The following is a 20,721-nucleotide window of genomic DNA, read 5'->3' as shown; positions in this document are numbered from 1 at the left end:
TCAGCTCTTCAGGAAGGCGAGCAGGTCCTTGTTGACCTGGTCCTGGAGGGTGGCGGTCAACCCGTGCGGCGCGCCCGGGTAGTAGATCTCCTGGGCGTTCGCGATCAACTGGGCGGTCTTCCGGGCCGAGTCCTTCACCGGGACGATCTGGTCGTCCTCGCCGTGCATCACCAGCGTCGGGACGTCGAACTTGGCGAGGTCGTCCCGGAAGTCGGTCTCGGAGAACGCCTTGATGCTCTCGTACGCGTTCTTCATCCCGGCCTGCATGCTCCAGAGCCAGAACTGGTCGAGGGTGCCCTTGGAGACCGTCGCCCCGGGCCGGTTCGCGCCGTAGAACATCTGGGCCAGATCCTGGTAGAACTGCGACCGGTCGGCGAAGAGCTTGGCGCGCAGCCCGTCGAAGACGTCGATCGGCAGCCCCTCGGGATTGTCCGGGGTCTGCACCATGAGCGGCGGTACGGCGGAGATGAGCACCGCCTTGCTCACCCGGCCGGTGCCGTACCGGCCGATGTAGCGGGCCACCTCACCGCCGCCGGTCGAGTGACCGACAAGCGTGACGTCGGTCAGGTCCAGCGAATCCAGCACCGCGGCGAGGTCGTCGGCGTACCCGTCCATGTCGTTGCGGGCCGAGGCCTGACCGGACCTGCCGTGCCCCCGGCGGTCGTGCGCGACGACCCGGAAGCCCTGCTGCGCCAGGAACAGCAACTGGCCGTCCCAGGCGTCCGCGCTCAGCGGCCAGCCGTGTGAGAAGGCCACGACCGGACCGGAACCCCAGTCCTTGTAGTAGATCTCCGTGCCGTCCATCGCGGTGACAAAGCCCATCACTACCCCCCGTGCGTCATGATCGCTGCCTGCCCTGGCCTGCCCGACCGGCCGGTCGGAATCACCGCCGGAAGGCCGGCGGTGATGCGCCGACGTACCCGATTTAGACACAGGCCGGGTGGGCCGCAGGGCGATTTGACGGAATCCAGCCGTACCGCGACCGTGACCACGAGCTGCCGGGCGGGCATCAACGCCCCGGGCGGTCCGGCACTTCGCAGCGCAGGCCGGCAGGGCGGGCGGTCAGACCCGGCCGGCGAACTGTTGCAGCTTGTCCGGGTTCACCACGATGAAGAGGCGCTCGATCCCCCGTTCGGTGGCCTCCAGGGCGAGCAGGGCCTCCGGGGTCCCGTCGGCGGCCGCCACCAGCAGACTCTCCGCGCCGTTGGCCCGGACGAGCCGGATCACCGAGTCGCGCCAGTACTTCCGCAGCACGTTGTCCAGCAGGGTCGTCACCCGGGCCGCGCCGTGCAGATCCCTCCGCGAGGCGTGCACCCGTCCTCCGCCGTCGGAACTGGCGACCACGTCGTCGGCGAGCAGCCGCTCCAACCCGGCCAGGTCCCCGCCCCGGGCCGCCGCCACGAAAGCTTCGACCAGCCGCCGGTGCTCGGCCCGGCCAACCGGTGCCGACCGGGCCGAGGCCAGGTGCCGGCGGGCCCTGCTCAGCAGTTGCCGGGCATTCGCCTCGGTGGTCCCCAGTACCTCGGCGACCTGCCGGTGGGCGTAGTCGAAGGCTTCCCGCAGCACGTACGCCGCCCGCTCCGCCGGGGCGAGCTTCTCCAGCAGCAGCAGGACCCCCAACTCCAGCCCCTCCGCCCGCTCCGCACCGAGTGCCGGATCGGCGGCGGTGTCCACCGGCTCCGGCAGCCACTGCCCCACGTACGTCTCCCGGCGCGCCCGGGCCGCCGTCACCGCGTTGATCGCCAACCGGGTCGTCGTGGTGCTGAGGAACGCCGCCGGGTTCCGGACGTTCCGCCGGTCCGTCCGCTGCCAGCGGAGCCAGGCATCCTGCACGACGTCCTCGGCGTCGCCGACACTGCCGAGCATCCGGTAGGCGATCCCGAACAGTCGTCCCCGGATCGCCTCGAAGTCGACCACGTCGTCGGTCTGGCCGGTTTGTCCGTCGGTCGCAGGCTGCACGACGCCATCGTCCACAGGTCCGGGGGCAGATGGCAAAGTCCGGCCCGAGCCCGACCGACGATCCGGGTCCGGTGGCGGGCCCGACCTCCGGCCGGCGCCACGGGCCGGCCGCAGGTCGAGCAGACAACGACGAGGCGCCTCGGCGACTACCGCCCGCCCCCGTCCACCGGGCGCACGTCCGACAGCCGGATGCGACCGGTACGGGCCTCACCGAGGGGGACCAGCGCGTCGTCGGGCACCACGGCGCCGAAGTACCCGGCGGCGGGGTCGGTCACCACCTTCCGGGGGTCCTGCTCCGCGCGCAGCACCGACCGGATCACCTCGTCGAGGCGGGACCGCTCGGGGCCGGCCACCTCGACGATGCCGCCGACCGGGGCACCGAGCGCGACGTCCGCCACGGTGGCCGCCACGTCGTCGGCGGCCATCGGCTGGAAGAGCACCGGTCCGAGGCGTACGGTGTCGCCGTCGGTCCCGGTGGCGGCGATGGCGTCGAGGAACTCGAAGAACTGCGTGGCGCGCACGATCGAGTACGGGATCGGCGACGCCGCGATCAGCCGCTCCTGCGCCACCTTCGCCCCCATGTACCCGATGTTCGGCATCCGGTCCGCGCCCACGACCGAGAGCGCCACGTGGTGGCCCACCCCGGCGGCCGCCTCGGCCGGGAACAGGTTGCGGGCGGAGTTCTCGAAGAACTCCCGCGCGGCGTCCGGGTCGAAGGACGGCGAGTTCGACACGTCCACCACGACCTCGGCGCCGTCGAGCGCCTCGGCCAGCCCTTCGCCGGTGACCGCGTTCACCCCGGTCTTCGGAGACGCCGCCACCACCTGGTGGCCCTGCGCGGCGAGCAGCTCCACGACCTTGCTGCCGATGAGTCCGCTGCCGCCGATAACGACGATCTTCATCTTGGTCCTCTGGTTGTCTTCCGTGGCGCCGGACGGCGCCCTGTCGCCCACAACGACCAGGCAGGGCGGTGATCTGTGACAGCGGCCGGCTGGCCGCCACCGGTTTCTGTCTCCCCCGGCGGAGAGCCTCGACACATCCGTGGACCATGTGCCACATCCCGCTGCCCCGGTAGCGACCCCGATCGGCCTGTTCGTGCCGGCATATCCGGTCCTCGGCAGCGCCGGTCGCCGGGGCGCCAGCCCGTGCGGCAGGGGCCGTGGCGTGGGGAGCGTCACTACCACGTTCCGGTGGCCGTGCCGACGTCCAGCACCCGGCGCGGGTGATGCCCCCATCGCTGGCGAAGGCGACCATGGGAGCGTGCCCGATCGCCGTCGGGCGGTGGGGCCGGATCGATGCCTACGGTCGCGGATCGGTCGGCATCGACGCCGTGCGATAGCGTAACGCCGCCGCCCCCGTCACCGTCCCGGGCCGGCGGCCCGCCGAGGTGACAGCCGGAGGGTGCCTTCCGCGACGTCGCTGAAGCACGACAGGGCATCGGGGCAACCCTCCGCGTCCACCCGTGCGGTGGCCCGGCCCCCCGCGAAAATGCCGTTCTCCCCCGTGACGTCGGCCGCCCAGCGCCTCGGCGTCCCGTCGCAGACCGGCACCTCCGATGCGAAGCCACCAGAGATGATCAAGCGCCCGACCCGCTGGCGCAGCACGCCGCGGATCATGGTCCACCCGGTGACCCGGCACGTCACGGTGCCGGAGACTTGCGCGACGCCGGTACGCGGGTCGACCCGCCCCTGCGGGTCGAGCGTGACGTCGATCGCCGACGGACCGTCCAGTGTGAACACGAAGTCACCCGGGGGCGACCACTGGAAGGCACTGACCATGAGGTAGTACGTGGTACCGGCCTCGGCGGGCCAGACGGTGGTGCCGGAGCTGCACACGACCGGTGTCAGGGCGCCCCGGGTGCCGGTGAAGATGGACAGGTAGGCGCCGTACGGCTCCGCCGTGCCGGTCGCCACGTAACTGCCGGTACGGGTCGGGGTGAACCGGTACCAGACGGTGGAGATGGCGCCGTCGCACGCCGTCGGGTCGTCCGTCGCCGTCGTCGCGTCCGCGCCGGGCACCACGTCGGTGAACGGTAGCCCGCTCACCGTGGTCGCGTCGTCGAAGTCGTCGTTGGCCGGCGGCGCGGCCGCGGCTGCGACGCCGGGCCAGGTCAGCACCGCCACGGCTACCACGGCGGCGCATATCCTCGTTCGTCTCACGGATGGCCCTCTTCCTAGGATGGTGCCGCCGACGAACACACCCGGACGCGGAGCGCACCGAAGTCATTGCCGTCCGTCACCCGGCAGGCCCCAGAGTGCACCACCCGGTCAACCCACGGCAGCCACCGCCGCACACCGACCTCGTTCAGCGGGTCCAGACGGTTCCGCTGGCCTGCCCGGGCACAAGCCCGGCCAACCCGAGCACCAACCAACTCCTGGTGACCCAGGTCGAGGGCGGCGGTCGGCTCGTCGAGCAGGATCACCGCGACGCGCTGGGCGAGGACCCGGCGGCCGGTCGTCGAACTCGATCGTCCGGCGGCAGGTCACCCGCAGACGGCCAGGGCGCTGGAGACGTCGATCGCGAGGGCATCCGGTCGCCCTCGACGGCGCCACGCTCGCCCTGCGGGGCGCTCGGCGCTTCGGAGAGCCGCCCCCGCCCGGCGCGGCTGGCACCGGAGACGGCTCACAGCAGGCCCGCGTTGCCGGCCACGGCGGCGGCCTCGGTCCGGTTCGACACGCGCAGCTTGCGCAGCAACGATGCCGTCAGCCGCTTCACCGTGCGCTCGGAGAAGTTCAGCTCTTCAGCGATTTCCACCGTGCGACATCCCTTCGCAATAAGCTGCAGGAGACGGCGTTCCTCGTCGTCGAGGGCGGCCGTCGCCGGCAGGCCGTTGTACGCCGGGCGGAGCAGGGCTGTGAGCAGGCCGGCAGGTAGCACTGCCCACCCGTCCAGGATCGCCAGTAGCGGCGGCAGCAGTTCCTCGGGCTCGCTGCTCTTCGGCAGGTAGCCCTCCGCGCCGGCGCGCAGGGCCTGCACCATGAGGTCGATCTCGTCGAGCCCGGAGATCGCGACGATCCGTACCCGTGGTGTGGTTCGGCGGATGGCGGCGATGGCCCGGATCCCGCCCGGTCGCGGCATGTGCAGGTCGACCAGGGCCAGGTCGGGTACGCAGCGGCGGACCGTCGCGGCGGCGGCGGAGGCGTCACCGGTCGATCCGACGACCCGCGCCCGTCCCTGGGTACTGGCCGGAAGCAGGAGTTCGAGGCCACGGACGAAAAGAGGATGGTCATCGACCAGTACCAGCCGGAGGGTCGCGGATTCGGACACGCGGCGGCGTTTCCCGCTCTGCGCCCGATCATGCCCGTCCAGCCGGAGACCGCTCATCGCGCCGGTATCCGGGCTCGGCGGCCCCGGCGACCTCGGGGCGGCACCCCCGGCCGGCCGTTGTTCCGCAACCTCGGCAGGGCGATCATGGGTCGCCTGTCGTTGCTGACCGAAGGCCGGACCAGCGGCCAGGAACGGGAACAGGAATGGGAATCGGCCAGCCCGGGAGGCGGAACGCCGGAGGTTTCCCGGCCACCCGCACCGGGCGGTCACGCGCTGCTGCTGCGGATGTTCTGTCACGAACTGCGGTCACCGATCGAGTCGCTGCGCTCGCTGACCCGGGCCCTCGCCGAGGAGTCGGGAGCACTTAGCCCCGATGAACGACGTGGCATGGCCACGCTGGCGCGGGAACAGGCGGCACACCTGGCCGACCTGTGGCGGCAGGCGGTGTCGACGACGCAGAGCCTGGCGGAGCCGGTCGACCGGCTGGTCCCGCTGAGCCAGGTCCTGCCGATCGCGGTCCCGGCCGCGGCGCCGCACCGGTTGACGGTCCGGCTCTCCCATGGCGCCGGTGGCCGGCTGGTACCCGCCCACCGGGTCCGTCAGATCCTGCTGAACCTGGTGGACAACGCGCTGCGGCACGGCCCCGCCGAGGGCCGCGTCCGGGTGTCCGCCTCGGTGCGGGCGGGATTCCTGGTGCTGGTCGTCGCCGACGAGGGCCGGTCCTGCCGTCCCCTGCGGGCCGCGCTGCGCCGGGCCGCGCCGCCGCCCGGGATCTCCGGACTGGGGCTGTGGATCGTGCGACACCTGGTCGCCGCCGAGGGCGGCACGATCGCGGTGTGCCGCGCCGCGCAGGGAATCGCGGTACGGGTGAGTCTGCCCGCGCGGGGCTGCCGCTCCGGTGCCGGAGGTGCCGGCGCCCGCTGACCCTTCGGGGCCGCCGGTTGACCCCACCGGGCCACCGCGACGGGTACCCGGGCACGGTCTGCCACTTCTCTCAGGAGGACACACCGTGTTCAGCCACGTCAAGGACCTGCAGTTCGAGGCCAAGCCCGATGCGCCCGACGCCGCCTTCGCCCGGCGCCTGCAGGAGGTGCTCGGCGGCAAGTGGGGGGAGATGACGGTCGCCAACCAGTACCTCTTCCAGGGCTGGAGTTGCCGGCTGCCCGGCAAGTACAAGGATCTGCTGCTCGACGTCGGCACCGAGGAGATGGGGCACGTCGAGATGATCTGCACGATGATCGCCCGCCTGCTGGACAGCGCTCCGCTGTCCTTGCAGGAGGCAGCCGCCGAGGACAACCCGATGCTGACCGCGATCTACTCGGGGTCGAATCCAGCGCACTTCATCCATTCCGGCGGTGGTCCGTTGCCGGTGGACAGCAACGGCGTGCCGTGGAACGGAGCCTTCATCACCGCCAGCGGTAACCTGCTCGCCGACTTCCATCTCAACGTCACCGCCGAGGCGCAGGGCCGGCTTCAGGTCGCCCGGTTGTTCCACATGACCGACGATCCGGGCGTCAAGCAGATGCTGCGGTTCCTGCTGGCCCGCGACACGATGCACCAGAACATGTGGCTCGCCGCGATCGAGCAGCTCAAGGACGACGGCCTTGAGGAGATGCCGGTCCCGGAGGCGTTCCCCGATGCCGAGCAGGAGAACCAGTTCGCCTACCAGTACCTCAACTTCTCCGCCGGGGAGGAGGCGGCCGCGGGACGGTGGGCCGCCGGCCCGAGCCCCGACGGTAAGGGGCAGTTCAGCTACCAGGCGAGCCCGGCCGCGCACGCGGAGGCGCCGGTACTTCCTCCGGGCGACCCGCGCCTGCACAGCACGCCACCGTCCGGCACCTGACGGGCGGGCGCGCCGCCGCCCTGTCCCGTTCCGCCGCGCCGGTCCGTCACCACGAGGGCGGATCGGCGCGGCCCCAGCCGGAAGACACGATCATGATCGAATTACTCGCCCGCCCGTTGGCGGATGCGTTCATGCAGGTCGGGGTCTACGTCGCGGTGATGGTCGCGCTGTTCGGCTGGCTGCGCTGGCAGTACGGCGACCGGGTCACCGACCATCTGACCCGGCGCCCCCGGCTCGGCCCCCTGGTTGGCGCGCTGCTCGGAGTCAGCCCGGGCTGCGGCGGCGCCATCATCCTGATGCCCCTGTACGCGCGCGGCAAGGTCTCCTTCGGGACGGTCGTGGCCGCCCTGGCGGCAACCATGGGCGACTCGTCCTGGGTGGTCATCGCCGCGGATCCGGGGATCGCGCTCAAGATCCATGCACTGCTCTTCGCCGTGGGCCTGGCCACCGGGTACACCGTGGACCTGCTCGGCGTCGACCCGGCCAACGCCCTCCGGACCCGCGCCCGTTGGTTGACCCGGCGGGTGACCGCCGCGCGGGCATCCGAAGCGAGCCTGCCGGCGAGCACCGTGCGGCCGTACCCCGCGGCTCGGGCCGGCACCGACGACCGAGCGGGACCGGCCGGTACCCGTCCGGTGTCGGCGACCCTTGCCGTGGCCCTGGCGCCGGGCGCGGTGCCGGGGCGCCCCGTCCGGATGTCCCTGGTGTTCTGGGGGCTCACCATGCCGGCCTTCCTGGTGTCGGTACCGGTGGTGTTCCACGCCGTCGACCCGCAACGCCTCACCGGCGCGCTCGGCGGAATCGACCCTTATCTCGCGCTCGGCTGCTGCGGAACGCTGGTCGCGCTGCTCATCTTCGCCGCCGGGCGAGGCCGCTTCGCCGACGACACGGTCGCCACCGCCACCCCCTCGAGCAGGCGGGACGCCATGCGACACAGCGCCCACGAGGCCTCGTTCATCACCGTCTGGGTCGCGGTGGCCTACCTCGGCTGGCAGGTTCTCAGCACCACCACCGGTTTCGACGGCTCCCAACTGGCGTTCGCCGGAATGGTCGGGGTACTCGTCGGCGCGTTGATCGGGCTCATCCCCGGCTGCGCCGTCCAGATCGTCTTCACCGGCATCTTCGTCAGCGGCGGCCTGCCCGTGACGACACTGGTGGCCAACGCGATCAGCCAGGACGGGGATGCCCTGATCCCACTGGCGGCACTGCGCCGCCGCGCCGCGGTGACCGCGACCGTGATCACCACCATCCCGGCCATCCTGGTCGGACTGGCGCTGCTCGCACTGCTCGGCTGAACACGACAGAAATGCACCCGTCGGCGCCCGTACCATCCGATCCCGCCGAACGACAGCTCCGGCACCGGCGGGGAATCCGCGCCCGGCGCCGCTGCGGCAGCTCCGGAGCCCGCGCGCCGAGCCGGGACACATGGAAGCCTCCGCGCCGGGAAACAGCAGCGCAGCCGAGGTCGACCGGAGGAGGGTGACGAACGTGACGGCAGGTGTGAAGCAGGACGTCCTGGACCTGCTGATCGAGCAGCACAAGCAGATCAAGACGCTGTTCGGTCAGCTCGGCCGTGCCGAGGGAACTCAGAAGCGGGAGCTGTTCGAGGATCTGGTCCGGCTGCTCGCCGTGCACGAGAGCGCGGAGGAGATCGTCGTGCACCCGACCGCCCAACGCAAGATCGACCGAGGTGACACCGTCACCGGGCAACTCCGGCACGAGGAGGACGAGGCCAAGCACGAACTGGCCGCCCTCTACGACCTCGGCGTCGACCATCCCGACTTCGACCGGCGGCTGTCGAGATTCGCCGACGCGGTCGTCGCGCACGCGACCCGGGAGGAGACGGAGGAGTTCCCGTCACTGCGTCGCAACCTCTCCGCGGCCCAGCTCGGTCGGATGGCCGGCGCACTGCGCGCGGCCGAGGCGATGGCTCCGACCCGCCCTCACCCGCGTAGCGGCGAGTCCGCATCGGCGAATCTGATGGCCGGTCCGCCCATGGCCGTCTTCGACCGGGTCCGCGACACCGTACGCGACTGGCGCGAATCGCAGCGCGATCAGGACTGACCTCTTTCCACCTCACCTACCGTCCGCGACCGTACGCCCGCCGGGGCTCCGTCCTGAGCGGGGCGGCACGGTCACGCGGTCAAGGCGAGGTACTTCTCCTCAAGGAACTCCAGGATGCCCTCGGAGCCACCTTCCCGGCCGAGGCCGCTCTGCTTCACCCCTCCGTACGGGGTGTCGGAAGACCCGCGAAGGCGGGGACCAGACCGCGTACCGCTCCCGGACGGCCGGCGCGACAGCCACGACGTGCGGACCTGCGGCGCTTCCGCTGATCACGATGCCGTCCGGGATCGATACCCTGGTGCCGTGCCCCCCGATCTCGTCCTGCTGTCCCGGGTGTCCTTCCGTGGCCGGGACATCGCGGGTGCACGGCTGCAGGGTCTCATCGCCCTGCTCGCCGCGGACCTGCGCACCGGCTGCGGCACCGGACGGCTCGTCGACGGGCTCTGGCCGGACGAGCAGCCGGAGAACCCGCCCAAGGCGCTGCAGATCCTCGTCTCCCGGGCGCGGTCCCAGCTCGGCGCTGATGTCGTCGTCCGGACCCCGACCGGCTACCGGCTGACGCTCAGCGAGGACCAGGTCGACAGCTCGGCGGTGCTGATCCGAGCCGCGGCGACCGCCCGGTGCTCTGGTGCCGGCGACCACGCCGCCGCGCTCTCGCACGCCGAGGCCGGCCTGGCCCTGTGGGGCGGCGCCGGACCCGGCCCGGCCGACAACGCGGACAGCCCGGTCAGCGCGCTGCGGGCGGAGCGGCGAGCCACCTACCGCACTCTGGTGCGGGCCCGCGCGCTCGCCCTCGCCCGTCTCGACCGGGCGGCCGAGGCGGTGGACCGGCTGGCCGAACTGGCCGGCGATCGACCGCGCGACGAGGAGGTGCTGATCGAGCTGCTGCGGTGCGAGGCGGCGACGGCCGGCCCGGCCACGGCGCTGGCCCGCTACGACGCCTACCGGCGGGCGCTGCGCGACGAACTCGGCACCGATCCGGGCGCCGCGCTGCAGGCCGAGCACCGGCGGCTGCTCCAGGGCGTGGTACCCACGGTGCGGCGCGGCATCGTGCACGAGCCCAACCCGCTGCTCGGCCGGGACGACGACGTCGCCGCGGTGGAGGCGCTGCTGCGTACCTCCCGGGTGACCTCGATCGTCGGGCCGGGCGGCCTCGGCAAGACCCGGCTCGCCAACGTCATCGCCCGCCGCGCCGAGGTGCTGACGGTCACGGTCGTGCCGCTCGCCGGCATCGTCGCCGACGACGACGTGGCCCGCGAGGTGGCGACGGCCCTCCGGGTGGGCGAGCACCGGTCGCCGGGCGCGGCCGGGCGCACCGCAGGCGACGGCGCCGTCGCCATCGCGGCCGCGCTCGCCACCGGCCCGGCCCTGCTGGTGCTCGACAACTGCGAGCACGTCGTCGCCGGTGCTGCCGAGCTGGTCCGCACCCTGGTGTCGACGACCGCCGAGCTGCGGATCCTCACCACCAGCCGAATGCCGCTGGGACTGTCGTCGGAGTCGGTCTACCCGCTACCGGAGCTGAGCCTGTCGACGAGCGTCGAGCTGTTCGGGCAGCGGGCGCGGGCGGCGCGACCGGGCGTGGACCTGCCTACGGCGGCCGTGGCGGAGCTGTGCCGTCACCTCGACGGGCTACCGCTCGCGGTCGAGCTGGCCGCTGCGCGGGTGCGGATCATGTCGGTGGCGGAGCTCGCGCAGCGGCTCGACGACCGCTTCGGCCTGCTGCGGGGCGGTGCCCGGGACGCGCCGCAGCGCCACCACACGCTGCACGCTGTCGTCGACTGGAGCTGGAACCTGCTGGATCCGGCCGGCCAGGCGGCGATGCGCGCACTGTCGGTGTTCACCGACGGATTCACCACCGACGCCGCGCGCCTGCTGCTTGAGGCGCTGCCCGCGACCACGCACGAGCGGGACGTGCTCAGCCTCCTCGAGCACCTGGTCGACCACTCGCTGATCAAGGTGCTCGACACCCCGTCGGGCACCCGACTGCGGATGCTCGAGACGGTCCGGGAGTTCAGCGCCGTACGCCTGGCGGCCGCGGGCGAGACCGACGACGTGACGACCGCGTTCCTCGGGTGGGCCCGGGCGTTCGGCATGGCCCACCACGCCAACCTGCTCGGCTCCGACCCCTACGACATGGCCACCACGGTCCAGGCGGAGCAGGAGAACCTGCTCCAGGCGCTCCGGCGGGCCCTCGGCCGGGACGACCGGCCCACCGTCGCGGCGATCACCGCGGTCCTCGGCGGCATGTGGACCCTCAGGTCCAACCGCCTGCGGCTTTCGACCCTGGTCCAGCAGACCTCCTGGCCACTGTCGCACTACCGGCCGGAGCCGCCCTTCGTCGAGGCGACCCGGACCGCCCTGACCATGGCCGTGGCGCACACGTTCGGCTCCGAGGGGCCTCGGCCGGTGCGGGCAGTCGTCGCGCTGCGCCGGCTCGGCCTGGCGCAGCCGGACACCGTGACCCGGGCGATCGGCTGGGTGATCGGCGCGCTGGACGATCCGGTGGAGCTGCACCGGATGTGTGACAGCACCGAGCCGCTGCTGGCCGCCGGCGCGAACGCGCTCACCAGCTACTACTGGGAGACCGCCGGCGACGTCGACGCGGCGCTGAAGAGGGCTCGGCAGGCGCTCGACCTCTTCACCGATCGGGACCTGCCGTGGCTGCGCTCGGTCGGCCACTGCCGGGTCGCCGAGCTCTGCCTGCGGCTGGGGCAGGGCGCGGAGGCCCGGGACCACCTGGTCGCGGCGCTGCCGATTCTCGAGCGACTCGGCGCCCAGGCCGACGCGGCCGGTGTCCGGACCTGGCTCGTACTGGCCAACCTGCAGATCGGCGACACCGTCGAGGCCGAGCGGTGGCTGGAAGGACTCACGCGGATCGCGCTCGACGCAGAGGAAGCCAAGACGGTCGGCTACGACCTCGGCGTCCGGGGCGAGGTGCTGTTCGCCCGCGGCGAGGTGGCGGCCGGACTGCGGCTGTGGCGCCGCGCCGTCGACCAGATCCGCGACGCCGGCACCATGGCCTCCACCGGGATCCCGTTCGACCTGGACCCGTGGGTGGTGGAGGCGCGATCGGTGGCCGTCGTCGCGCACGCCCGGCACGGCCGGCTCGATCTCGTCGCCGGCATCGCCGACGCGCTGCCCGGACGCCTGACGCATCTGTTGAGCCATCCGCTGGTCAGTCCGCCGCCGTACATGATCGAGCAGGCGATCCACGGCACCCTGCTGCTGGCCATCGCCATGGCGGACCTCGCCCGCGGCCAACGGACCGGTGACCCGGCCCTGGTCCGGCTGGCGGCCCGGATGATCGCGCTGGCCGAGCGGTTCGGGTTCCTGCGCAACTTCCAGCCCACGATGTCCGCCGCGTCGGCCCGGGCGGACGCCGGGCGGGCCGACCGGGCGGCGTACGACGAGGCGGTGTCGTCCTACGCCGGCCTGGACCGGGCCGGGGTCCGCGCGGCGGCGTTGGACCTGCTGCGCGAGCGGCCGACCGATGAGCAGACCGCCACGGACCGTCCCCCGCCCGATCGGTGAGGCCCGACCGGGCGAGGCCGAGCCCGCCTGGCCGAGGCCGAGCCCGCCGCCGGCGCCGGCCCGGCGGTGCGGAAGCGGCAACCCCGGGCCCGGCTACCAGAGCCGGGCCCGGGAGGTGGGGACCGATCAGCGGGTACGGTCCCGGTTGTAGAGCCGCTTCGCCCACACGTACCCGACCAGCGCGATCACGGCGCACCAGCCGAGCGCGACCAGGCCGCTGTCCCCGATCGGCGTGCCGAGGAACAGGCCCCGCAGCGTCTCCATGATCGGGGTGAACGGCTGGTACTCGGCGAACCACCGCAGCCCGACCGGCAGCGAGTCGGTGGGCACGAACCCACTGCCGAAGAGGGGCAGCACCATCAGGGGCATGGGCAGGTTGCTCGCCGCCTCCACGGTCTTCGTCGCCAGGCCCATCGCGACGGCCAACCACACGAGGGCGAACGTCGTCGCGGCGAGGATCCCGGCGGCCGCCAGCCACTCGATCGCGCTCGCGTTCGGCCGGAAGCCGACGAGCACGGCCACGCCCAGCACGACGGCGAGCTGCAACAGGGTCTGCAGGACGCTGCCCAGCACGTGCCCGGTCAGGACCGACACCCGCGCGATCGCCATGGTGCGGAACCGGGCGATGATGCCCTCCGTCATGTCCATCGCCACCGAGATCGCGGTGCCCTGTACGGCGCCCGCGATGGTGATGAGCAGGATGCCGGGCACGACATAGTTGACGTAGGCGCCGCGACCGCCCGACCCGCCGCCGAGGCCGTCACCGAGCGTGCCGCCGAGCACGTAGACGAAGAGCAGCAGGAAGATGATCGGCACGGCGAGCAGCGTCAGTGTGACGGACAGGTTGCGCGACATGTGCCGCAGTTGCCGACGCAGCATCGTGGTCGAGTCGCGGACGGCCAGCCTCATCGTGGTCATCGTGCGGTCACCTTCTCGGAGCCGGATGCGGAAACGGTCGCCGGGGCGGCAGCCGGAACGTCCGCCGAGGCGGGCTGGCCGGTCACGGCGAAGAACACGTCGTCGAGGTCGGGGGTGTGCACGGTCAGCCCGTCCACCTCGACCGCCGCGTCGTCGAGGCGGTCGAGCAGTGCCTTGAGCGAGCGGACACCGCCGTCGCCGGGCACCCGCAGGACCAGTGGGTCGTCCGTGCTGTGCGGCGCGACGTCCAGGATCGCGGCGGCTGCGGTCCGGGCGGTGTCGTCGGCGAACCGCAGCTCGACGTGCCCGCCCGGCACCCGCCGCTTGAGCTCGGCCGGGGTGCCCTCGGCGACGAGCCGACCGTGGTCGAGCAGGGCGATCCGGTCGGCGAGCTGGTCCGCCTCCTCCAGGTACTGCGTGGTGAGGAAGATCGTCACGCCCCGGCTGACCAGGTCCCGGACGATCTGCCACATGTCGCGCCGGCTGCGCGGGTCCAGCCCGGTGGTGGGCTCGTCGAGGAAGATCACCCGAGGGTTGCCGATCAGGCCCATCGCGAGGTCGAGCCGGCGCCGCATGCCGCCCGAGTACGCCGCGCCGGGCTTCCTCGCCGCCTCCCCGAGGTCGAACCGCTCGAGCAGCTCCGCCGTCCGTCGCCGCCCCTCGGCCCGGCCCAGATGGTGCAGGTCGGCCATGAGCAGCAGGTTCTCCTCGCCGGTAAGGAAGTTGTCCAGCGCGGAGAACTGCCCGGTGACAGCGATCGCCGCCCGCACCCGGTCCGGATCACGGACCACGTCGTGACCGCAGACGCGGACCTCACCCGCGTCGGCACGGATGAGGGTCGACAGGATCTGGACCATCGTGGTCTTGCCGGCCCCGTTGGGTCCGAGCAACGAGAAGATGCTGCCCTCGCGGACGTGCAGGTCGATGCCGTCGAGCACCACCTGGCTGCCGTACGACCTGCGTAGGCCGGTCACCGCGATCGCCGGCTCGGTCGGGATGTTCGTCATGCACCCGACGGTGCCGCCGCACCGGATCGCCGCGGTTTCACCGTGGTTTCACCGCCCCCGGGCCGGCCGGAACCGGACCGAACCGTCAGATCGACAGCCGGGCCGGGCACCGAACCCGCCGTACCCAGACCCGCGCTCCGACCAGTCGCTCGGAACCGGTCGTGCGCGGCGTCGACGGCGGTCCTTGTCAGCAGCGACCGGATTCCCGGAACACAGCGACTTCCGCTACGTCGCCACGGAGGAAGACGTCGCCGTCGGCTCGCTCAACCGGTCGCGGTTCTGGCGAACCGGCGCGCGAGGTCCGCGAAGGCGTTCCTGAGTTCCGCCGGTTCGACGACCTTGATGTCGGCGTCGAATCTGCCGAGCGTGCCGGCGAGGCTGGCCCATGACCAGGATCCGAGGGTAAGCCGGCAACGGTCGGGGCGGAGTTCCTCGACGATGCCGTCCCGGGTGTAGCGGGCCACGGTGGCGGCGGGCAGGTCGAGGAGCACCACACCCCGGCAGGGCCAGCCGCCGGACCCGTCGTCGGAGCCCTGGAACTTTCCGCTGACGTATAAGGACCGGTTCGGCGTGATCTGGGTGCTGGACGTCGCCGTCGATCACCGCGGCGCCTGACAACGCCAGCCGGCTGCACGGCACGGTCCCGACGTACCGTGCATCCCGCCGCCCACCGCCGTCCGGACGCCTTCGCGCGCAGAGCTCGGCCGACGCACGGCCGCCCTGATGCCCCTACCCGGCCGGAGCGAAGGCACGGACGGGTGCCGCCGGCTCGACCCGGACATGCGTCTCAGGTGAACCTTGCGGCGGTCCCGCCCTTCTCCGCGACCTTGCCACCCGGGGTAGCCGAACTCGGGGGCTCAGAGCGCGCCCCGGTCGACGAGGCTGAAGCTCGCGGTGGGGGTGGCGTCGCCGACCTCCTCGACGAAGACCGCCTTGCGTTCCGCGCTCCACTGGACGAAGCCGTAGGCCTCGTTGTAGATGTGATAGGTCCGTCTGTTCTTGTCATCCGTGGCGCCGGTGGGCGTGAGGGAGAAGAGCGTCGCCTGCGTCGGAACGCACTCGGCGGCGACCAGCGACGACGGCTTGTCCGGCGTGATCTTGACGCCCAGGCAGGTCTCCGAGTTGTCGCCGCGATCCGCACCGCGCAGCGACCTGATCAGATAGTCCACGCCCATCGGCACCAGGACGAACTGCGACTTCATGCCGGTGCCGTCGGAAGCCTCCACCTCGTACCAGTGGTAGTCCAGTGCCAGGTCACGGTCGATCTCGGCGAGATGGATCAGTGTGCGCCGGTTCCCCTGCAGGATCGGAGCGTCCGGGTCCGGGGCCGCCGGGGCAGGCCGCGCACTTGTCGGACTCGGGTCGGCCGGCGCGGACGCTTCCCCGGAGCCATCCCGGTCACCGCCGTCCGGACGGAACGCGTTCAGAGCGGCGAGGCCCGTCCCAAGCAGCACGATGAGGGTCGCGGCGGCGGCCCCGGCTCCCAGGAGCCGTCTACGGCGGGTGGCCTCGGGCCGGGCTGCGGTCTGCGCCTTCCCGGGACTACTGCCAGCCATCCGGAACCCGTCACGGGCGGTCAGTGCCGCTGCGGCAACCGCAGTGGTGATCCCTGGCTGCGGGGTGTCGCCGGCGAGCAGCACGTCGAGCAGTTCCCGCGCTGTCGGGCGTTCCTCGGGATTCTTGACGAGTGCCCGATCCACGAGATCGCGGAGCGGCCCGGACAGCCCGGAAAGGTCGGGCGGCTGGGTGAGAATGCGCATGGCGGTGGCTGGTGCGGAGTCGGCGGCGAACGGGGTACGCGCGGTCGCGGCGTACGCCACCACCACACCCCAGGCGAAGATGTCCGCGGCGGAGGTCACCTGCCGACCGTTCTCCGGGTCGAAGCGCTCCGGCGCCATGTAGGCGACCGTGCCGACTATCTGGTCAGTACGAGTGTGCTGGCTGGTCGCCTCGAAGGGGCGGGCGATGCCGAAGTCGATAACCTTGAGGCCGCCCATGGCGAACAGTACGTTGCCCGGCTTGAGGTCGCGGTGGATCACCCCGGCACCGTGGATGGCGGTCAGCGCGGTGGCGATGCCGACGGCCACGCCGTGCAGCGCGGAAGCGGACAGTGGTCCCTGCTCCCTGACGACGGTGGCAAGGCTCGGGCCGTCGACGTACTCGACGACGAGGTAGGGCGGGTCGTGGTCCGGGTCGGCATCGAGTACCTCAGCGGTCGAGAACGGCGGCACCTGGCGCGCCCGGCTGACCTCGCTGCGGAAGCGGCCCCGGAACTCGGCGTCGTTCGAGAACTCGGGCCGGACCATCTTGATGGCTACCTTGCGCCCGTCTTGATCTCGTCCGAGGTAGACGGTGCCCATGCCGCCCTCGCCCAGGCGGCCCAGCAGCTCATACCTACCGAGCCGGGTCCGTTCCCCCGGCAGCAGCGGCATGCTCATCTCGAGTTCTCCCCTCGCCGCGCGGCGCCCCACCTGCGGTAGAGAGAGACCCTAGCCGGACGGGGCTCCCGGGGACGAACACCCCGCGTTTCCGGCGCCTCCGCAGTGGACCTGCCGGATAGGACGTGTCCTGCGCGGAGGAGGGCGGAGCCTCGTCTATCGCGAGGTTCGAGACGCCGTTGCGCGATCGGGGGCGGAGTGCGGGAGCACACGGGGCAGGTCGGTCCGGTGGCCCCGGGGCTCGGGCCGAGCAGGACTCCGGTGGGTTGGCGGGGCCCACCAGGCACGGACGAATCGTGACTCACGTGCCGCCCGGGGCCGGCCTAGCCGGCCATGACCGTTTGTTACGGGTTCGGGCGGATCCTATTGATCTCCCCGATGAACCAGCACCGACCATGGCACCACTTCTGAGCCAGGTTGGCTTGTTGGTGTGCCACGAGTGTGCCATGATGGCACCATGGACTTGACCTCATATGTGGGCAACCTCGGACGTGAGTTCGCCACCCTTGCCGAGGCCGGCGGTGAGGAGGCGCGTGCCCTGGTCGAGCGCCTGACCGGGTCGCTCGAGTCGGCGATCCGGATGACGCTGCTGGACGCGCTGTCGGCCGCCGCCGACGAGATCACCCGAGACCTGGCTCCGGGTTCGGTGGAACTGCGGCTACGCGGACGCGACCCGAGCTTCGTCGTGACCCCGCCGCCCGCCGAGCCGCTCGAACTCACGGCCGAGCACGCTACGGCGACGCTCGACAACCCCCCGGACAACGATCTGCTGATCGCCGAGGACGGCCCCGCCGCACGGATCAACGTACGTCTACCCGAGCAGCTCAAGGCCGCCATCGAGGAGGCCGCGGCCAAGGAGGGCCGCTCAGTCAACGCCTGGCTCGTCCGGGCGGCCGCCACCACCTTGCAGCGCCCGGATCAGCACCAGCGACCCGAGCCATCCGGCAGCCTCAAACGGACCAAGCAGCGCTTCACCGGCTGGGTGCGCTAACCACCCCACGCTTACCTCATCCCACGTCCCCGACCTGCGGGGACGACTCACCTACCCATGATGCGGGGACAACCATGCCAAAATTCGAGACCCCCGAGCCGATCTCCGTCACGCTCGAAGCCGGCGTCGGCGACGTGCGGATCACCGCGAGCGACCGGACCGACACCCTCGTCGAGGTCCGCCCGAGCGACAAAGCCGACGAGTCCGACGTGAAAGCCGCCCAGCAGGTCCGGGTCGACTACACCAACGGCACGCTCCGGATCACCGGCCCGAAGGCACGCGCCCTCGACTTCTCCCGCAAGACCAGGTCGGTCGACGTGACCATCCAACTGCCCAGCGATTCCCAGCTCTCCGCCCAACTGCAGGTGGGCGACATCCGCTGCGCCGGCCGGCTCGGGCAGTGCAGGCTCAAGACCTCCGCCGGGAACGTCTGGCTCGAACGAACCGGCCCGCTGCGCGCGGACACGTCGGCCGGTCACGTGACCGCCGACGGCATCGACGGCAACGCCGAGATCTCCACGGGCTCCGGCAAGATCCAGATCGGCGAGATCGACGGCACCGCGGTAGTCAAGAACTCCAACGGCGACACCACGATCGACGTGGTCACCGGCGACGTACGGGTACGCGCCGCCAACGGCCACATCCACATCGAGCGGGCCGGCGCCGGCGTCGACGCGAAGACCTCCAACGGCAACATCCACCTCGGCGAGGTGGCCCGCGGCTCGGTCACGCTCGGGACCGCCATGGGCGACCTGGACATCGGCGTCGCCGACGGCACCGCCGCCTGGCTCGAGGTCAACACCGGATTCGGACACGTACGCAACCAGCTGGAGAACGCCACCCGACCCGAGGAGGCCGACGAGACCGTCGAGGTACGCGGCCGCACCTCCTACGGCGACATCACCATCCACCGCTCCTGATCCATCCGCCCCAGAAAGGGACACCATGACCGTCAAGCGATCCGCCCGGACCGGCACGGTGCCAGTCCACGGACAAGGTCACATCCGACCTGTTCCGTACGGACACGACCGACTGACCTGGGTCGAGTTCAAGAGTCTCGGGGCAGACCTGTCCAACCTGACTGCCGCATAGGGAGACGCGAAGCATGGAAGCACAGAACCTGGCTATCCAGGTCAACGGATTGCGCAAGTCCTATCAGAAGCTTCAGGTGCTCAAGGGCGTGAACTTCCATGTGGCCAGCGGGAGCATTTTCGCGTTACTCGGCTCCAACGGTGCCGGCAAGACCACGACCGTGCGGATCCTCGCCACCCTGCTCAAACCGGATGACGGTACGGCAAGCGTTAACGGATTCGACGTCCTGTCCCAGCCGGCGCGGGTGCGGGAGTCGATCAGCCTGACCGGACAGTTCGCAGCGGTCGACGAGATCCTCACCGGCCGGGAGAACCTGGTCATGATCGCCAAGTTGCGGCAGGTGGAGAACCCCCGCCGGGTCGCGGACGACCTGCTCGGACGATTCGGCCTTGCCGATGCGGCCGGACGCCGGGTGTCGGCCTACTCGGGCGGCATGCGCCGCCGCCTCGACATCGCCATGAGCCTCATCGGCGACCCACCGATCATCTTCCTCGACGAGCCGACCACCGGACTGGACCCGGAGGCCCGCATCGAAGTGTGGCAGGTGATCCAGAATCTCGCCGACAGCGGCACGACGGTCCTTCTCACGACCCAGTACCTGGAGGAGGCTGAGAAACTCGCCGACCGGATCGCGATCCTGCACGAGGGCACGATCATCGTGTCCGGCACGTTGGCAGAGCTGAGGAAGCTACTCCCGTCCGCGAAAGTCGAATACGTGGAACGGCAACCCACCCTGGAGGAAATCTTCCTGGCGATCGTCGGAAGCGACAGGACCCACGAGAACGAGAAGCAGGTGCAGCGATGACCGCGCATTCCTTCAGCAACACCAGCGTGATGCTCGGGCGCTCCGTGCGCCACGTCACGCGCAGCCTGGACACCATCATCACGGTCACGATCATGCCGATCGCGTTCATGCTGCTGTTCGTCTACGTGTTCGGCGGCGCCATCCAGGCGGGCACCGACAACTATGTCAACTTTCTGATGCCCGGCATCCTGCTCATGGCGATCGCCAGCGGCATCTCCTACACCGCCTACCGACTGTTCAACGACCTGCGGGGCGGCATCTTCGAGCGGTTCCACTCCATGCCGATCGCACGTTCGTCCGTGCTGTGGGGACACGTGCTGACCTCGCTGGTGTCCAACGCCATCTCCGTGGTGGTCATCGTCCTGGTAGGGCTTCTCATGGGCTTCCGCTCGTCGGCGGGAGTACTGGCATGGCTCGCCGTAGCCGGGATCCTCGTGCTGTTCACGCTCGCGTTGACGTGGGTCGCGGTGATCGCCGGACTCTCGGCCTCCTCCACTGATGGCGCGACCGCCTTCTCGTATCCGATCATCTTCCTGCCTTTCGTGAGCTCGGCGTTCGTTCCCACCGACACGATGCCCGGGCCAGTGCGCGCCTTCGCGGAGAACCAACCGGTCACCTCCATCGTCAACACGATCAGGGCGCTACTCGAGCGGCAGCCGGCCGGCGGTGACATCTGGATCGCCCTCTCCTGGTGCGTCGGAATTCTTGTCGTCGCCTATGCGTTCGCCATGCTCGCCTACCGACGCAGAATCGCCTGAAACGCCGGGGAGCCGGCCGTCCATCACCTCTCGGGCGGCCGGTCGCCC

General features: G+C 71.4%; 19 protein-coding genes. 9 read left to right on the top strand and 10 right to left on the bottom strand.

Annotated elements, in window-relative coordinates:
• From AAH979_RS29205 to AAH979_RS29185, 5 genes are all read right to left on the bottom strand, one after another.
• Complete coding sequence (locus AAH979_RS29205) at positions 1-822, bottom strand: alpha/beta hydrolase (protein ID WP_346261339.1); 822 nt, start codon at positions 820-822, stop codon at positions 1-3.
• A gap of 240 nt (positions 823-1,062) precedes the next feature.
• Positions 1,063-1,959: an RNA polymerase sigma-70 factor gene (locus AAH979_RS29200; protein ID WP_346261338.1), complete on the bottom strand. Its 897-nt coding sequence runs from the start codon at positions 1,957-1,959 to the stop codon at positions 1,063-1,065.
• A 146-nt stretch (positions 1,960-2,105) separates the two neighbouring features.
• Positions 2,106-2,861 carry an SDR family oxidoreductase gene (locus AAH979_RS29195; RefSeq protein ID WP_346261337.1) on the bottom strand — a complete coding sequence of 252 codons (756 nt, stop codon included), beginning with the start codon at positions 2,859-2,861 and terminating at the stop codon, positions 2,106-2,108.
• Between the two features lie 456 nt (positions 2,862-3,317).
• A complete protein-coding gene (locus AAH979_RS29190) occupies positions 3,318-4,091 on the bottom strand; it encodes a hypothetical protein (RefSeq protein ID WP_346261336.1) in 774 nt (257 codons plus the stop codon).
• Between the two features lie 490 nt (positions 4,092-4,581).
• On the bottom strand, positions 4,582-5,226 hold the full coding sequence (locus AAH979_RS29185; RefSeq protein ID WP_346261335.1) for a response regulator transcription factor: 645 nt from the start codon (positions 5,224-5,226) through the stop codon (positions 4,582-4,584).
• Positions 5,227-5,370: 144 nt separating this feature from the next.
• On the opposite strand from AAH979_RS29185, the gene AAH979_RS29180 reads away from it, so the two are divergent.
• The 4 genes from AAH979_RS29180 to AAH979_RS29165 all read left to right on the top strand — a co-directional run bounded on the left by AAH979_RS29180 (position 5,371) and on the right by AAH979_RS29165 (position 9,133).
• A complete protein-coding gene (locus AAH979_RS29180; protein ID WP_346261334.1) occupies positions 5,371-6,150 on the top strand; it encodes a HAMP domain-containing sensor histidine kinase in 780 nt (259 codons plus the stop codon).
• A gap of 85 nt (positions 6,151-6,235) precedes the next feature.
• Positions 6,236-7,069: a manganese catalase family protein gene (locus AAH979_RS29175; RefSeq protein WP_346261333.1), complete on the top strand. Its 834-nt coding sequence runs from the start codon at positions 6,236-6,238 to the stop codon at positions 7,067-7,069.
• Positions 7,070-7,161: 92 nt separating this feature from the next.
• Positions 7,162-8,364 (top strand): putative manganese transporter, encoded by a 1,203-nt coding sequence (locus tag AAH979_RS29170; protein ID WP_346261332.1) that lies wholly within the window; start codon positions 7,162-7,164, stop codon positions 8,362-8,364.
• A 193-nt stretch (positions 8,365-8,557) separates the two neighbouring features.
• Positions 8,558-9,133 carry a hemerythrin domain-containing protein gene (locus AAH979_RS29165; RefSeq protein ID WP_346261331.1) on the top strand — a complete coding sequence of 192 codons (576 nt, stop codon included), beginning with the start codon at positions 8,558-8,560 and terminating at the stop codon, positions 9,131-9,133.
• Positions 9,134-9,204: 71 nt separating this feature from the next.
• Here the strand turns inward: AAH979_RS29165 and AAH979_RS29160 are convergent, their stop codons facing one another.
• Positions 9,205-9,369 carry an aldehyde dehydrogenase family protein gene (locus tag AAH979_RS29160; protein WP_346261392.1) on the bottom strand — a complete coding sequence of 55 codons (165 nt, stop codon included), beginning with the start codon at positions 9,367-9,369 and terminating at the stop codon, positions 9,205-9,207.
• Between the two features lie 67 nt (positions 9,370-9,436).
• On the opposite strand from AAH979_RS29160, the gene AAH979_RS29155 reads away from it, so the two are divergent.
• Positions 9,437-12,664: a BTAD domain-containing putative transcriptional regulator gene (locus AAH979_RS29155; protein ID WP_346261330.1), complete on the top strand. Its 3,228-nt coding sequence runs from the start codon at positions 9,437-9,439 to the stop codon at positions 12,662-12,664.
• Between the two features lie 126 nt (positions 12,665-12,790).
• Here the strand turns inward: AAH979_RS29155 and AAH979_RS29150 are convergent, their stop codons facing one another.
• The 4 genes from AAH979_RS29150 to AAH979_RS29135 all read right to left on the bottom strand — a co-directional run bounded on the left by AAH979_RS29150 (position 12,791) and on the right by AAH979_RS29135 (position 17,027).
• Positions 12,791-13,582: an ABC transporter permease gene (locus AAH979_RS29150; RefSeq protein ID WP_346261329.1), complete on the bottom strand. Its 792-nt coding sequence runs from the start codon at positions 13,580-13,582 to the stop codon at positions 12,791-12,793.
• On the bottom strand, positions 13,579-14,589 hold the full coding sequence (locus AAH979_RS29145; protein WP_346261328.1) for an ATP-binding cassette domain-containing protein: 1,011 nt from the start codon (positions 14,587-14,589) through the stop codon (positions 13,579-13,581). Before AAH979_RS29145 ends, AAH979_RS29150 begins: the two co-directional genes overlap by 4 nt.
• A gap of 263 nt (positions 14,590-14,852) precedes the next feature.
• Positions 14,853-15,083, bottom strand: a complete 231-nt coding sequence (locus tag AAH979_RS29140; protein WP_346261327.1) for a WYL domain-containing protein — start codon at positions 15,081-15,083, stop codon at positions 14,853-14,855.
• A gap of 363 nt (positions 15,084-15,446) precedes the next feature.
• A complete protein-coding gene (locus tag AAH979_RS29135) occupies positions 15,447-17,027 on the bottom strand; it encodes a serine/threonine-protein kinase (RefSeq protein WP_346261326.1) in 1,581 nt (526 codons plus the stop codon).
• A gap of 457 nt (positions 17,028-17,484) precedes the next feature.
• On the opposite strand from AAH979_RS29135, the gene AAH979_RS29130 reads away from it, so the two are divergent.
• From AAH979_RS29130 to AAH979_RS29115, 4 genes are all read left to right on the top strand, one after another.
• Positions 17,485-18,018: a YlcI/YnfO family protein gene (locus tag AAH979_RS29130; protein ID WP_346261325.1), complete on the top strand. Its 534-nt coding sequence runs from the start codon at positions 17,485-17,487 to the stop codon at positions 18,016-18,018.
• A gap of 74 nt (positions 18,019-18,092) precedes the next feature.
• Complete coding sequence (locus tag AAH979_RS29125) at positions 18,093-18,938, top strand: DUF4097 family beta strand repeat-containing protein (protein WP_346261324.1); 846 nt, start codon at positions 18,093-18,095, stop codon at positions 18,936-18,938.
• A gap of 185 nt (positions 18,939-19,123) precedes the next feature.
• Positions 19,124-19,915, top strand: coding sequence for an ATP-binding cassette domain-containing protein (locus AAH979_RS29120; RefSeq protein ID WP_346261323.1), 792 nt, complete (start codon positions 19,124-19,126; stop codon positions 19,913-19,915).
• Positions 19,912-20,673, top strand: a complete 762-nt coding sequence (locus AAH979_RS29115) for an ABC transporter permease (RefSeq protein WP_346261322.1) — start codon at positions 19,912-19,914, stop codon at positions 20,671-20,673. The genes AAH979_RS29120 and AAH979_RS29115 overlap by 4 nt, the downstream gene beginning before the upstream one ends.
• Positions 20,674-20,721 lie beyond the last annotated feature (48 nt).

This window comes from Plantactinospora sp. ZYX-F-223, assembly GCF_039649625.1.
Taxonomy (GTDB): domain Bacteria; phylum Actinomycetota; class Actinomycetes; order Mycobacteriales; family Micromonosporaceae; genus Plantactinospora.
The sequence above is the reverse complement of the archived record's forward strand: the minus strand, read 5'-3'. Positions and strand labels throughout refer to the sequence as shown.